General features: G+C 61.3%; 11 protein-coding genes. 4 read left to right on the forward strand and 7 right to left on the reverse strand.

The window, feature by feature from the left end; translation table 11 throughout:
* The first annotated feature begins 106 nt into the window (after window positions 1-106).
* Complete coding sequence (gene epsC, locus CAG47_RS22795; protein WP_085727657.1) at window positions 107-1,033, forward strand: serine O-acetyltransferase EpsC; 927 nt, start codon at window positions 107-109, stop codon at window positions 1,031-1,033.
* 355 nt (window positions 1,034-1,388) lie between these two features.
* A complete protein-coding gene (gene betT / locus CAG47_RS22800) occupies window positions 1,389-3,344 on the forward strand; it encodes a choline transporter BetT (protein ID WP_177409064.1) in 1,956 nt (651 codons plus the stop codon).
* A 24-nt stretch (window positions 3,345-3,368) separates the two neighbouring features.
* Here betT and CAG47_RS22805 read toward each other — a convergent pair whose 3' ends face one another.
* The 7 genes from CAG47_RS22805 to CAG47_RS22840 form a co-directional block, all read right to left on the reverse strand.
* A complete protein-coding gene (locus tag CAG47_RS22805) occupies window positions 3,369-3,629 on the reverse strand; it encodes a hypothetical protein (protein ID WP_085727661.1) in 261 nt (86 codons plus the stop codon).
* A 142-nt stretch (window positions 3,630-3,771) separates the two neighbouring features.
* Window positions 3,772-4,614, reverse strand: coding sequence for a taurine dioxygenase (gene tauD / locus CAG47_RS22810; RefSeq protein WP_085727663.1), 843 nt, complete (start codon window positions 4,612-4,614; stop codon window positions 3,772-3,774).
* A gap of 149 nt (window positions 4,615-4,763) precedes the next feature.
* Window positions 4,764-5,597, reverse strand: coding sequence for a taurine ABC transporter permease TauC (tauC, locus tag CAG47_RS22815; protein ID WP_085727664.1), 834 nt, complete (start codon window positions 5,595-5,597; stop codon window positions 4,764-4,766).
* Window positions 5,594-6,388: a taurine ABC transporter ATP-binding subunit gene (gene tauB / locus CAG47_RS22820; RefSeq protein ID WP_085727667.1), complete on the reverse strand. Its 795-nt coding sequence runs from the start codon at window positions 6,386-6,388 to the stop codon at window positions 5,594-5,596. The genes tauC and tauB overlap by 4 nt, the downstream gene beginning before the upstream one ends.
* Window positions 6,389-6,637: 249 nt before the next feature.
* A complete protein-coding gene (gene gshA / locus CAG47_RS22825) occupies window positions 6,638-8,221 on the reverse strand; it encodes a glutamate--cysteine ligase (protein WP_085727669.1) in 1,584 nt (527 codons plus the stop codon).
* Window positions 8,222-8,493: 272 nt separating this feature from the next.
* Window positions 8,494-8,877: a PaaI family thioesterase gene (locus tag CAG47_RS22835; RefSeq protein WP_085727673.1), complete on the reverse strand. Its 384-nt coding sequence runs from the start codon at window positions 8,875-8,877 to the stop codon at window positions 8,494-8,496.
* Complete coding sequence (locus tag CAG47_RS22840) at window positions 8,877-11,201, reverse strand: Tex family protein (protein ID WP_085727674.1); 2,325 nt, start codon at window positions 11,199-11,201, stop codon at window positions 8,877-8,879. The genes CAG47_RS22835 and CAG47_RS22840 overlap by 1 nt, the downstream gene beginning before the upstream one ends.
* A 361-nt stretch (window positions 11,202-11,562) precedes the next feature.
* On the opposite strand from CAG47_RS22840, the gene ompR reads away from it, so the two are divergent.
* Both ompR and CAG47_RS22850 read left to right on the forward strand, forming a co-directional pair.
* Window positions 11,563-12,303 (forward strand): two-component system response regulator OmpR, encoded by a 741-nt coding sequence (gene ompR / locus CAG47_RS22845; RefSeq protein ID WP_007972873.1) that lies wholly within the window; start codon window positions 11,563-11,565, stop codon window positions 12,301-12,303.
* A gap of 114 nt (window positions 12,304-12,417) precedes the next feature.
* Complete coding sequence (locus CAG47_RS22850) at window positions 12,418-13,731, forward strand: ATP-binding protein (protein WP_085727676.1); 1,314 nt, start codon at window positions 12,418-12,420, stop codon at window positions 13,729-13,731.
* The last annotated feature ends 10 nt before the right edge of the window (window positions 13,732-13,741 follow it).

The raw sequence follows: 13,741 nt of genomic DNA on the forward strand, positions 1-13,741 counted from the left end.
CTGAGCACAGCATTATTGGTTCTTAATTTGCCTTGCGACCCTTGCCGTAAAGTAATCGTCGTCAGTGCGGCCAGACAGTCCGGTCGCCCGTGAGGAGTTTTTTACCGTGAGTGAACGTTCCAGCCATTGGCAATTGCAGACCATCGTCAGCCAGCTGCGCACGGCGCGTGAGCAGTGGCGAGCACAAAATGGCCGTGCCAGTACCGAGCAGGGCGGTCGCGAGCTGCCTTCCCGGGCGGCCATGGCGGAGATTCTCGAAGCCTTGTGCGGCGCACTGTTCCCGATGCGCCTGGGGCCGGTTGACCTGCGTGAAGAGAGTGAAGACTTCTACGTCGGTCACACGCTGGATGTAGCGTTGAATGCGCTGTTGGCCCAGGCGCGACTCGAATTGCGCTACGCCGCGCGCCACAGTGCCCAGGCCGAGACCGAGGTTGAAGCCAGGACCATCCAGATCATTCAGGGCTTCGCCCTCGCCCTGCCGGGGTTGCGCAGCCTGTTGGACAGCGATGTGCTGGCGGCCTATCACGGCGACCCGGCGGCGCGCAGTGTCGATGAAGTGTTGTTGTGCTACCCGGGGATTCTGGCGGTGATTCATCATCGTCTGGCCCACCACTTGTACCGCGCCGGGTTGCCATTGCTGGCGCGGATCAGTGCGGAAATCGCCCACTCGGCCACCGGCATCGATATCCACCCCGGCGCGCAGATCGGCCGCAGTTTCTTCATCGACCATGGCACCGGTGTGGTGATTGGCGAGACGGCGATCATCGGCGAGCGCGTGCGGATTTATCAGGCCGTGACCCTGGGTGCCAAGCGTTTCCCGGCGGACGAAGACGGCCAGTTGCAGAAAGGCCAGCCGCGGCATCCGATTGTCGAGGATGACGTGGTGATTTATGCCGGGGCGACGATTCTGGGGCGGATCACCATCGGCCAGGGCTCGACCATCGGCGGCAACGTCTGGCTGACCCGCAGCGTGCCGGCGGGCAGCAACCTGACCCAGGCGAATCTGCAGCATGATGATGGGGCGCAGAAGTAAGTTTCTGAATTTTCGCTGACTGATCCGACCTCTTCGCGGGCAAGCCCGCTCCCACAGGGTATGTGCGTTGGTCACAAATCCAATGTGGGAGCGAGCCTGCTCGCGAAGCTTCTAAATCCCTCCATATTTCCTCCTTGCGCCAGCGTACAACCCCTACCGCCGAGCCCTGCGATTAGTCCTTAGCCCCCTATCCATGTTTAACTTGAACGTTCATTCAAGTTAAACCGGTGGTTCGCCGCCCGCTCACAACAGGAGGCTTGCCTTTGCTGAGTCCGATTTCCACAGCCACGTTTTCCCCCTTCGAGGTGCACCGTACATGAGTGCATCGTCCATCCCTCCAAGCGGTCTGATCCGCATGAATCCGCCGGTGTTCTGGTTCTCGGCGAGTTTCATCCTGTTGTTCGGTGTCGTTGTCATCGCCATGCCCGAGCAGGCCGGTGCCTGGTTGCTGGCGGCGCAAAACTGGGCGGCCAACACGGTCGGCTGGTATTACCTGCTGGCGATGACCCTGTATCTGGTCTTCGTGGTGGTCACCGCCTTGTCCGGCTACGGCAAGATCAAGCTCGGTGCCGACCACGACGAGCCCGAATTCAGTTACCTGTCCTGGGCCGGCATGTTGTTCGCCGCCGGGATCAGCATCACCCTGTTTTTCTTCTGCGTGTCCGAGCCCCTGACCCACATGCTGCAACCGCCCCAAGGCGAGGCCGGGACGGCAGATGCGGCGCGCCAGGCGATGCAGATTCTGTTTCTGCACTGGGGCCTGCATGGCTGGGGCGTGTTCGCCTTTGTCGGCATGGCGCTGGCCTACTTTGCCTACCGGCATAACCTGCCATTGGCCCTGCGTTCGGCGCTGTATCCGCTGATCGGCAAGCGCATCAATGGTCCCATCGGTTACGCGGTGGACGGCTTTGGCATCATCGCCACGGTGTTCGGCCTCGGCGCCGACATGGGCTTCGGTGTCTTGCACCTCAACTCGGGCCTGGACTATCTGTTCGGCATCGCCCACACCCAATGGATTCAGGTCGGCCTGATCACCTTGATGATGGGGGCGGCGATCATCGTGGCCGTATCCGGCGTCGACAAGGGTGTGCGGGTCATGTCCGACATCAACATGCTGCTGGCCTGTGCGCTGTTGCTGTTCGTGTTGTTCGCCGGCCCGACCCAGCACTTGCTCAACACCCTGATCCAGAACCTCGGCGATTACCTCGGCGCCTTGCCGATGAAAAGTTTCGACCTTTACGCCTACGACAAACCCAGCGACTGGCTGGGTGGCTGGACAGTGTTCTACTGGGCCTGGTGGATCGCCTGGTCGCCCTTCGTGGGCTTGTTCATTGCGCGGATTTCCCGTGGTCGGACTATCCGCGAATTCGTCTTCGGCGTGTTGTTGATTCCGCTCGGCTTCACTCTGGCGTGGATGTCGATCTTCGGTAACAGCGCCATCGATCAAGTGCTCAATCACGGCATGAGCGCGCTCGGCCTGTCAGCCCTCGACAACCCGTCGATGACGCTCTATCTGCTGCTGGAAACCTACCCGTGGAGCAAGACCGTCATCGCGGTCACGGTATTCATCAGCTTCGTGTTTTTCGTCACCTCCGCCGACTCTGGCACCGTGGTGCTCTCGACGCTGTCCGCCAAGGGCGGCAATCCCGATGAAGACGGGCCGAAATGGCTGCGGGTGTTCTGGGGCGCGATGACCGCGCTGGTGACCAGCGCGCTGCTGTTCTCCGGTAGCATCGATGCGTTGAAGTCGGCGGTGGTGCTGACCTCGCTGCCGTTCTCGCTGATTCTGTTATTGATGATGTGGGGGCTGCACAAGGCGTTTTATCTGGAATCGCAGAAGCAGATCGCACAGATGCATTCCCTGGCGCCGGTCTCCGGATCACGGCGCGGCGGCTGGCGGCAACGCTTGAGTCAGGCCGTGCATTTCCCTTCGCGGGACGAGGTTTATCGCTTCCTCGATACAACGGTGCGTCCGGCGATCGAGGAAGTGTCGGCCGTGTTCCGGGAAAAGGGTTTGCATGTGGCGACGCATCCCGATCCGGCCACAGATAGCGTCAGCCTGGAAATCGGCCACGGTGATCAACATCCGTTCGTTTACCAGGTGCAGATGCGCGGCTATTTCACGCCGTCGTTCGCCCGTGGCGGCATGGGTTCCAAGCAGCTCAACAATCGCCGTTACTACCGGGCCGAAGTGCACTTGAGCGAGGGTAGCCAGGACTACGATCTGATGGGCTACACCAGGGAGCAGATCATTAACGACATCCTCGACCAGTACGAACGGCACATGCAGTTCCTGCATCTGGTGCGTTGATTCCGAGCAGGGCGCCGGGGCTGTTCAGTTCTCGGCGCTCAGCACCATGAACAACACCAGCGCCGCCACCGGAATGCTGAACACCATCGTGCCTATCCCCAGTTCCGTGCTCAGCGACTGACCGGCGGACACCATGCCGATGGCGCCGTTGATCACCGTCAACGCCAGCCACAGGATCACGAAACTGTAGGTGAGGGTCTGCCGGCTGAAGCCGATTTTCTCGCCGATGAACAGCATCATCGCGAGCAGGATCAGGCCGAAGGTGATGATGATGGTGGTATGCATGGCTTGCTTCATCCTTGCGATCGGTGTCGCCTGTACGTAGCTTTTGCGACTTTGTTCCTACCGCGCCTGATCATGCAAGCCTGTCGTTGATTTGTCGGTGTTCCGACGAAGAGGCCAGTCCTGACAGCAAAGATCCCAAGGTTCAACGAAAAAACGGCACATCCCCCAACACCGTCGCCCGCTGCATCACCCGCCGCGCCGGCCGGTAATCATCGACGGCGTAGTGTTGGGTCACGCGGTTATCCCAGAATGCAATGTCGTCCTGCTGCCAGCGCCAGCGAATGGTGAATTCCGGGCGCGTCCCATGGGCGAACAGAAACTTTAGAATCGCATCGCTTTCGGTTTCCGACAGTTCGTTGATCTTCGAGGTGAAGCCTTCATTGACGAACAGTGAGCGGCGCCCGCTGACCGGGTGTGTGCGGATCACCGGGTGCGACAGCGGCGGGTTCTTGCGTCGTGCTTCTTCCCACTGAACCAGCGCTTCAGGCGTATTGCCGTAGCGCTCCAGCGGGAACGAACGAGTGAAATCGTGAGTGGCGGTCAGGCCTTCGAGCAAGGTTTTCATCGGCGCCGACAGGGCTTCATACGCGGCAATCCCGCTGGCCCACAAGGTATCGCCACCAAACTCCGGCAGCAGCTTGGCACTGAGCACCGCGCCCATGGCCGGGGTCGGCAGGAAGGTCACGTCGGTGTGCCAGATTGCGTTGTCGCGCACGTCGGTGACAGCGGTGTCGAGGATCAGCACTTCCGGCTGTTCCGGCACATTGGGGTAGATCGGGTGAATGTGCAGGTCGCCAAAGTTCGCCGCGAATCGCGCCTGTTGTTGTGGCGTGATCGGCTGGTCGCGAAAGAACAGGACTTGATGCTTGAGCAGGGCTTGTTCGAGGGTATTGCGTTGTTCCGTGTTCAGCGGCTGGCTGATGTCGATGCCGCTGATTTGCGCGCCGAGGGCGGAGCTCAGGGGGACGATGGTGAACTGGCTCATGGTGGTTCTCTCAAATTCGGGGGGGCCGAGCTTTTTGTGGGAGCGGGCTTGCTCGCGAAAGCGATATGTCAGTCACAACAGGGGTGCCTGACACTCTGCAATCGCGAGCCTGCCGCAAGCGGGCACCCGCTCCTACAGGGGGTCGATATTCAGTGGACCTGGCCGTGCCACGGCACCAGTCTGCGTTGCAGGGCTCGCAGGCCCAACTCCATGGCGAAGGCGATCAGTGCGATCACCAGGATCCCCAGTACTACCACGTCGGTGACCAGGAACTGCGCGGCCGACTGCACCATGAAGCCCAGGCCGCTGGTGGCGGCGATCAGTTCGGCGGCGACCAGAGTCGACCAACCCACACCGAGACCAATGCGCACGCCGGTCAGGATATCGGGCAAGGCACTCGGCAAAATCACGTGACGAATCAACTGTGCCCGTGTCGCACCCAACGACTGCGCGGCACGCAATTTGGCCGGGTCGACCGTGCGCACGCCGATGGCGGTGGCGACGGCAATAGGGGCGAAGATCGCCAGGTAGATCAGCAGCACTTTCGACAGTTCACCGATGCCGCACCAGATCACGATCAGCGGCAGGTAGGCCAGCGGCGGAATCGGCCGGTAGAACTCGATCAGCGGATCGAGCACACCACGGGCAATACGGTTGGCGCCGATGGCGATGCCCACCGGGACGGCGGTGAGGATCGCAAAACCGAGGCCCAGGCCGATGCGGCTCAGGCTCGCGCCGAGGTGCTGCCACAGGGTGGAATCCATGTAGCCCGAAGTCGCCAGCAGCCAGCCTTTTTGCAGAACGGCGGAGGGCGGCGGCAGGAACAGCGGCTCGATCAAGCCGGTCGCCGTGACGGCCCACCAAAGAACAACGAGAGCGACCAGTGTCAGCGCACTGATCCAGCGAGTGCTCAAGCTGCGTCGTGCAGGTGTCACGGGCGTGCCTGGCTTTATCGCGGCGACTGGAATTTCGTAGCTGCTCATGCGCGCTCCTGCCGCTGGGCGGCGCTGCGTTGAGCGAACACTTTGGCGAGTACGTGTTCGCGGGTTTCGATGAAGCGCGGGTCGGATTTGATCGAGCGAGCCGACTCACCGGCGGCATAACGCTGGCCGAAATCGAGGCTCAGGCGCTCGACGACTTGTCCCGGGTTGGGCGCCAATAGAATCAGGTCGGTGGCGAGGAACACGGCTTCTTCGATGTCGTGGGTAATCAGGAACACCGGTTTGGCGGTGCGTTGCCAGACTTGCAGCAACAGCTCCTGCATCTGCTCGCGGGTGAAAGCGTCGAGGGCACCGAACGGTTCGTCCATGAGCAACACGCGCGGGTCGGCGGCGAGGGCGCGAGCCAGGCCGACACGTTGCTTCTGACCGCCGGAAAGCTGCCAGATGCGCCGCTGTTCAAAACCGGACAGATCGACCAGTGCGAGCATTTCCCTGGCGCGGGTTTCGCGTTTGTCCCGGGCGATGCCGGCCAGCTCCAGGCCAAAACCGACGTTGGCCAGCACGTCTTGCCACGGCAGCAGCGCATCGTCCTGGAACACCACGCCGCGCTCGGCGCTCGGACCTTTGACTGGAACGCCATCAAGGGTGATGCGCCCGGCGCTGGGTTCGACGAAACCGGCAATCAGGTTCAACAGCGAAGTCTTGCCGCTGCCGGACGGGCCGAGGGCGACCAGCAATTGCCGAGGCCCAAGGTTCAGGGAGATATCCGCCAACACCGGTTCCGGGTTGCCGGGGTACCGTGCGCTGATGCGCTCCAGTTGTAGCAAAGCCATCGCGTGGACTCCCGATCAGTGGGTGATGAACCTGGCGCCGTCGGCCGCCAGCAAGCGTAGAGGGGAAGTCAGTTTCATCAGAAAGCTCCTTGTCAGGCGACCGAGTGTCGGCGTGAGAAAGAGACTAAATGATCTAAAAATTCGAAAATAAATAACTTTTTCGAATTAGCTTATGAGAGGAGTTTCTGGGGGGGAGGAACCTTTGTGGGAGCGAGCAAGCTCGCTCCCACAGGGGGGCTGTTTTGACGGTTAGTTACTGATTGCCAGAATGCTCGCCTGGTAAGCCCCGACAAACACATCGAAATCACCGACTTCGCTCTGTTCCAGCTCAGCCTGTTGAGCCAGTGACGCACGCGCCAGTTCTTCGAACCGGGCTTGTTCCTCAGCCGCCAATGGCTCGCTGCGGAAGAATTCGGCATGGGCCTGGCTCTGGCGCAGGGAGAACTGGGCAAAGCTTTCCTTGTGCTCGGCCATGGCTGCCAAGACCTGGGCCGATGGCGTCAGGGAAGGGTCCTGGACCTTGGCCAACTGGGCGTCCAGCGCCTTGCTGTGGGCATCGCCGCCATGGCTCTGATCGAGCATCGCCGCCAGAGGGGCAATATTTTCCAGCAGCTCAGCGGCCCATTCCTTCAGGTCGACCGGCTGGCCATCCCGTTGCAACTGCAGGCCCGGACGACGACCCTCCTTGACCACACTGAGGAAGTTCGACGTCGCATTGCCGCAACTGGTGCTGGTCAGCAGCGGGCTGTCGTTGAGCGCGCAATACAACAGGAACGCGTCGAGGAAACGCGACTCGGTGAGGTCGATGCCCATCGGCAGGAACGGGTTGATATCCAGGCAGCGCACTTCAACGTACTGGATGCCACGGGCCATCAGTGCCTGGATCGGACGTTCGCCGGAGTAGGTCACGCGTTTCGGGCGGATGTTGGAGTAGTACTCGTTTTCGATCTGCAGGATGTTGGTGTTGAGCTGTACCCACTCGCCATCCTGGTGGGTGCCGACTTCGACATAGGGTGCGTACGGCGTGGCCACCGCTTTGCGCAGGCTGTCGGTGTAGCTGTTCAGGTCGTTGTAGCACGGCGTCAGGCCGGCCTGGGCGTTGCTCTGGTAACCCAGGTCGCTCATGCGCAGGCTGGTGGCGTACGGCAGGTACAAGGTTTGCGGGTCCAACTGTTCCAACTGATGCGAGCGACCGCGCAGGAAGCCGGCGTCCAATGCCGGTGACGCACCGAACAGGTACATCAGCAGCCAGCTGTAGCGGCGGAAGTTGCGGATCAGTGCGATGTAGGACGACGACTGGAAATCGCGGTCGGTGCCGACAAAGCCTTCGGCCTGCTTGAGCAACGGCCAGAGTTTTTCCGGCAGGGAAAAGTTGTAGTGGATGCCGGCAATGCACTGCATCGTCTTGCCGTAACGCAGGGCCAGGCCCTTGCGGTACACGTACTTGAGTTGCCCGATGTTGGACGTGCCGTAGTAGGCGATCGGGATGTCCTCCTCAGCCGGCAACGGGCACGGCATCGACGGACTCCACAGGTACTCGTTGCCGAGCTTGCTGTAGGCAAAGCGATGAATGCTGTCCAGGCTCGCCAGCGTGTCCGCCGGGTCGGGCAGGGCCGGAGTGATGAACTCCAGCAGCGACTCGGAATAATCGGTGGTGATCTGTTCGTTGGTCAGCGCGGAACCCAATTCTTCCGGGTGCGGCGTTTGCGCCAGACGACCTTCGCCGGTCACGCGCAGGCATTCACGTTCGATGCCGTGAAGGCACTGTTCGAGCAGAGAGAGGTTGGCGCGCTCGCCGAGCAGAGCCAGGCGGCGGTTGAGAAGTTCGCTCAAGTTGGATTCCTTCACGCGTCAGTCGCCCCAATATGGGGGTGGGCAAGACGGTCTACAAGGGTGAAGTTAAAACTGGCGTTTTCGCCTGGTTTTTGTCGCCGGTTGGTCAAAAACTGCACAACCTCCCTGTAGGAGCGAGCATGCTCGCGATGGACGTCAACGATGACGCTGGAAGCCTGACACCCAGCGGTGTTCTCGGATCCATCGCGAGCTTGCTCGCTCCTACAGGGAAAGGCATTGCGTCGAAATTAACTCAAATCGATGACGACTAGCTACAGGACAGCGAACGTGCCTTGTGCTTTTGCGACCAGTTTGTCGCCCTGCATCACATCGGCCTCGACCACCAGGGTGCGACGGCCCGGGTGGATCACCCGCGCCGTGCACATCACCTCGCCGTCAGAGACGGCGCGGATGTAGTTGATCTTGCACTCGATGGTCGCGCTCTGCTGGTCAAAGCCGTGGGTGCTGGAACAGGCCAGCCCCATGGCGATGTCCACCAGACTGAACAAGGCCCCGCCGTGCAGCTTGCCGCTGCGATTGCGCAGCTCGGGTTCCAGCACCAGGGCGACTTGCGCCACCCCGGTTTCCAGACTGTGCAAGCGGCAGCCCAGCAGCTTGAAAAACGCGCTTTCGATCAGGCCGGCCGGGATATCCATCAGCGTTTCTTCAACTGCTTGGCATTGGCGAACAGTGAAGCCATGGCATTGTTGCTCGGTGCAGCCGCCGTGGTTTCCTTGCGCGGAGCGGTGTTCTGGGACTGACGTGGCGCCGACCCCGGACGCGCGCCGCGAGCGCCGTCGATTTTCTCCCCCGGTGTGTCGCTCATGCGCATCGACAGGCCCACGCGTTTGCGCGGGATGTCGACTTCCATGACCTTCACTTTCACCACGTCGCCGGCTTTCACCGCTTCGCGCGGATCCTTGATGAACTTCTCCGAAAGCGCGGAGATATGCACCAAACCGTCCTGATGCACGCCGATGTCGACGAATGCGCCGAATGCGGTCACGTTGGTCACCACACCTTCGAGGATCATGCCCGGTTGCAGGTCCTTGAGGTCTTCGACGCCTTCCAGGAACTCGGCGGTCTTGAACTCGGGACGCGGGTCGCGACCTGGCTTGTCCAGTTCCTGAAGGATGTCGGTGACAGTGGGCAAGCCGAAGGTTTCGTCGGTGAATTTTTTCGGGTCCAGGCGCTTGAGGAAGGCACTGTCGCCAATCAGCGAACGAATATCGCGATCAGTCTCGGCGGCGATGCGCTGCACGAGTGGATAGGCTTCCGGGTGCACCGCGGAGGCGTCCAGGGGATTGTCGCCGTTCATCACGCGCAGGAATCCGGCCGCCTGCTCGAAGGTTTTTTCGCCCAGGCGCGCGACTTTCTTCAGCGCGGCGCGGGTCTTGAACGCGCCGTGCTCGTCGCGGTGACTGACGATGTTCTGCGCCAGGGTCGCGTTGAGGCCGGAGATGCGTGCCAGCAACGCTACGGAGGCGGTGTTCACGTCCACGCCGACGGCGTTCACGCAGTCCTCGACCACAGCATCCAGGCCGCGCGCCAGTTTCAGTTGTGACACGTCGTGCTGGTACTGGCCGACACCGATGGATTTCGGGTCGATCTTCACCAGTTCAGCCAGTGGATCCTGCAGGCGACGGGCAATCGATACCGCGCCACGGATCGACACGTCCAGGTCGGGGAACTCCCTGGCGGCCAATTCCGACGCCGAGTAAACCGAAGCGCCGGCCTCGGAGACCATGACCTTGGTCATTTTCATCGCTGGATATTTTTTGATCAGATCGGCGGCCAGCTTGTCGGTTTCACGGCTGGCGGTGCCGTTGCCGATGGCGATCAGGTCCACGGAGTGCTTGGCGCACAGGGCGGCGAGCACGGCGAGGGTCTGGTCCCATTTATTGTGCGGTACGTGCGGGTAAACCGTGGCGTGATCCAGCAGCTTGCCGGTGGCGTCGACCACGGCCACCTTGCAACCGGTACGCAGGCCAGGGTCGAGGCCCAGGGTGGCGCGCGGGCCGGCCGGGGCCGACAACAGCAGGTCGTGCAGGTTGTGAGCGAACACGTTGATCGCTTCGGTTTCCGCGCCATCGCGCAGTTCGCCCAGCAGGTCGGTTTCCAGATGGGTGTAGAGCTTGACCTTCCAGGTCCAGCGCACCACTTCGCCCAGCCATTTGTCGGCAGCGCGGTTCTGGTTCTGGATGCCGACGTGCTGGCCGATCATCCCTTCGCATGGGTGCATGGTGCCGGGCAGTTCGTCGCCGACTTTCAGCGCGGAGCTGAGAATGCCTTCGTTGCGGCCACGGAAAATCGCCAGCGCGCGGTGCGAAGGCATGCTTTTGAGCGGTTCGTCGTGTTCGAAGTAGTCGCGGAACTTGGCGCCTTCTTCTTCCTTGCCGGCGATCACGCGGGCACTGAGGGTGGCTTCCTGCTTGAGGAAGTTGCGCAGCTTTTCCAACAGGCCTGCGTCTTCGGCAAAGCGTTCCATGAGGATGTACTTGGCGCCTTCGAGGGCAGCCTTCACATCGGCCACGCCTTTTTCCGCGTCGATGAAGCGCGCGGCTTCGGTTTCCGGGCTCAGGGACGGATCGTTGAACAGGCCGTCGGCCAGCTCGCCGAGGCCGGCTTCCAGGGCGATCTGGCCCTTGGTGCGGCGCTTTTGCTTGTATGGCAGGTACAAGTCTTCGAGACGGGTCTTGGTGTCGGCGAGCTTGATGTCGCGTTCCAGTTGCGGGGTCAACTTGCCTTGCTCTTCGATGCTGGCAAGGATGCTGATGCGCCGTTCGTCGAGTTCTCGCAGGTAGCGCAGGCGCTCTTCCAGATGACGCAATTGCGTATCGTCGAGGCTGCCGGTCACTTCTTTACGGTAACGGGCGATGAAGGGAACGGTAGAGCCTTCATCGAGTAGCGCGACGGCCGCTTCGACCTGTTGTGGGCGTACACCGAGTTCCTCGGCGATGCGGCTGTTGATGCTGTCCATAAAACCACCTGACAAATTGTGAAAGCAGGCTCGCAGGCGCGGAAACAGGGCCTTTGCGAGTCTGGTTGAGCGGCCTGGCCAGCGCCGCTGCCTGGGTCGACAGGCATAGCGTTGACCCGTGAAATCGAACAATTACTGCGGACGCGAGCAAAATAATTCGCATCCCTCTGTAGTACCGGTCTGACGTTGCCTGACACAAAAGGCCGCGCATTATAACCAGCGTTACGGCATTCGGGGGCATCACCGGTTACCGGTGCAAAGGCCGGTTTTCTGGCACTAAAGGAAAAATCTGCTAACAATGCACACGGTGCGTGTAACGGTAGCTACGCCATAATGCGCGCCGAGATCAAAGGAGCATCCAATGAGCAGCACTGCACAAACTGCTGAAGGCGAAAAAATTCTTATCGTTGACGACGATCCGGGGCTCAGCAGCCTGCTGGAACGTTTTTTCGTCAGCAAGGGCTACCGCGCCCGCGCCGTCCCGAACACCGAGCAAATGGATCGCCTGCTGGCGCGCGAAGTGTTCAACCTGGTCGTCCTCGACCTGATGTTGCCTGGCGAAGACGGCCTGACCGCCTGCCGCCGCCTGCGCAACGCGAACAACCAGATTCCGATCATCATGCTCACCGCCAAGGGCGACGAGCTGAGCCGGATCAAGGGCCTGGAACTGGGCGCCGACGATTACCTGGCCAAGCCGTTCAACCCCGATGAGCTGATGGCTCGCGTCAAGGCGGTATTGCGTCGCCAGTCGGCTCCGGTGCCGGGCGCCCCGGGCAGCGAAGACGAAAGCGTGACCTTCGGTGACTACGAGTTATCCCTGGCCACCCGCGAGCTCAAGCGCGGCGAAGAAGTACACATGCTCACCACCGGCGAGTTCGCGGTACTCAAGGCCCTGGTGATGAACGCGCGTCAGCCGCTGACCCGCGACAAACTGATGAACCTGGCCCGCGGTCGCGAGTGGGACGCCCTGGAGCGATCCATCGATGTGCAGATTTCCCGACTGCGCCGGATGATCGAGCCCGACCCGTCCAAACCGCGTTATATCCAGACTGTCTGGGGCGTGGGTTACGTGTTTGTTCCGGATGGTACCGCCACCAAGTGATTGTCGATTTGTAGGAGCGGGTCATGCGGACAACGGATCGATCGATCCTGTCCGCAGACTCGCGATCCGCAATATGCGAGCATCGCTCGCTCCTGCAATGTCTAACGGTTATCCATGAAAACCCCCGTTTGGTTCCCCCAGAGCTTTTTCTCCCGCACCCTTTGGCTGGTGCTCATCGTCGTTCTCTTTTCCAAGGCGCTGACCCTGGTTTATCTGCTGATGAACGAGGATGTGCTGGTGGACCGCCAGTACAGCCACGGTGTCGCCCTGACGCTGCGTGCCTATTGGGCAGCCGATGAAGAAAACCGAGACAAAATCGCTGGTGCCGTGCCCCTGATACGAGTGGTGGGGGCGGGAGTGCCGGAGGGCGAGCAACACTGGCCCTACAGTGAGATCTATCAGCGGCAAATGCAGGCTGAGCTGGGGGCTGACACCGAAGTGCGATTGCGCATGCATGCACCGCCAGCGTTATGGGTTCGAGCGCCAAGCCTGGGTGAGGGTTGGCTCAAGGTTCCCCTGTATCCGCACCCACTGCGCGGTCAGAAAATCTGGAACGTGCTTGGCTGGTTCCTTGCCATTGGGTTGCTGTCCACTGCGGCGGCATGGATCTTCGTCAGCCAACTCAACCAGCCATTGAAACGTCTGGTGTACGCCGCGCGGCAACTGGGTCAGGGCCGCAGCGTGCGCCTGCCGATCAGCGATACACCGAGTGAGATGACCGAGGTTTACCGCGCCTTCAACCAGATGGCCGAAGACGTCGAACAGGCCGGTCGCGAGCGTGAACTGATGCTGGCCGGGGTTTCCCATGATTTGCGCACGCCGTTGACCCGCTTGCGCCTGTCCCTGGAGCTGATGGGGGATCGCACCGATCTGACCGACGACATGGTTCGTGACATCGAAGACATGGACGCGATTCTCGATCAATTCCTGGCGTTCATTCGCGACGGGCGTGACGAGTCGGTAGAAGAAGTTGACCTCAGCGACCTGGTCCGCGAGGTCGCTGCGCCCTACAACCAGAATGAAGAAAAAGTGCGGCTGCGCCTGGAGCCGATCCAGCCGTTTCCGTTACGTCGTGTGTCGATGAAACGACTGCTGAACAACTTGATCGGCAACGCGTTGCATCACGCGGGCAGCGGTGTGGAAGTGGCGGCCTATGTCTCGGGTGACATCGCTGCGCCATACGTGGTGCTGAGCGTCATGGACCGTGGCGCCGGGATCGACCCATCGGAACTGGAAGCGATCTTCAACCCGTTCACCCGTGGTGACCGCGCGCGCGGCGGCAAGGGCACTGGATTGGGGTTGGCGATCGTCAAGCGAATTGCTTCGATGCATGGCGGGAATGTTGAGCTGCGTAACCGTTCGGGCGGTGGGCTGGAGGCTCGGGTGCGGTTGCCGCTGGGGTTGATGCTGCCGCGGGATGCGGTTTAAAGGCAGCTTC

It is taken from the genome of Pseudomonas sp. R37(2017) (genome assembly GCF_002113375.1).
In the GTDB taxonomy this organism is placed as follows: Bacteria; Pseudomonadota; Gammaproteobacteria; order Pseudomonadales; family Pseudomonadaceae; genus Aquipseudomonas.

Coding starts and splice junctions, on each gene's coding strand:
- betT (WP_177409064.1), top strand. CDS start 1,389: ATGAATCCGCCGGTGTTCTGGTTCTCGGCGAGTTTCATCCTGTTGTTC.
- CAG47_RS22805 (WP_085727661.1), bottom strand. CDS start 3,629: ATGCATACCACCATCATCATCACCTTCGGCCTGATCCTGCTCGCGATG.
- tauD (WP_085727663.1), bottom strand. CDS start 4,614: ATGAGCCAGTTCACCATCGTCCCCCTGAGCTCCGCCCTCGGCGCGCAA.
- tauC (WP_085727664.1), bottom strand. CDS start 5,597: ATGAGCAGCTACGAAATTCCAGTCGCCGCGATAAAGCCAGGCACGCCC.
- tauB (WP_085727667.1), bottom strand. CDS start 6,388: ATGGCTTTGCTACAACTGGAGCGCATCAGCGCACGGTACCCCGGCAAC.
- CAG47_RS22835 (WP_085727673.1), bottom strand. CDS start 8,877: ATGGATATCCCGGCCGGCCTGATCGAAAGCGCGTTTTTCAAGCTGCTG.
- CAG47_RS22840 (WP_085727674.1), bottom strand. CDS start 11,201: ATGGACAGCATCAACAGCCGCATCGCCGAGGAACTCGGTGTACGCCCA.
- ompR (WP_007972873.1), top strand. CDS start 11,563: ATGAGCAGCACTGCACAAACTGCTGAAGGCGAAAAAATTCTTATCGTT.
- CAG47_RS22850 (WP_085727676.1), top strand. CDS start 12,418: ATGAAAACCCCCGTTTGGTTCCCCCAGAGCTTTTTCTCCCGCACCCTT.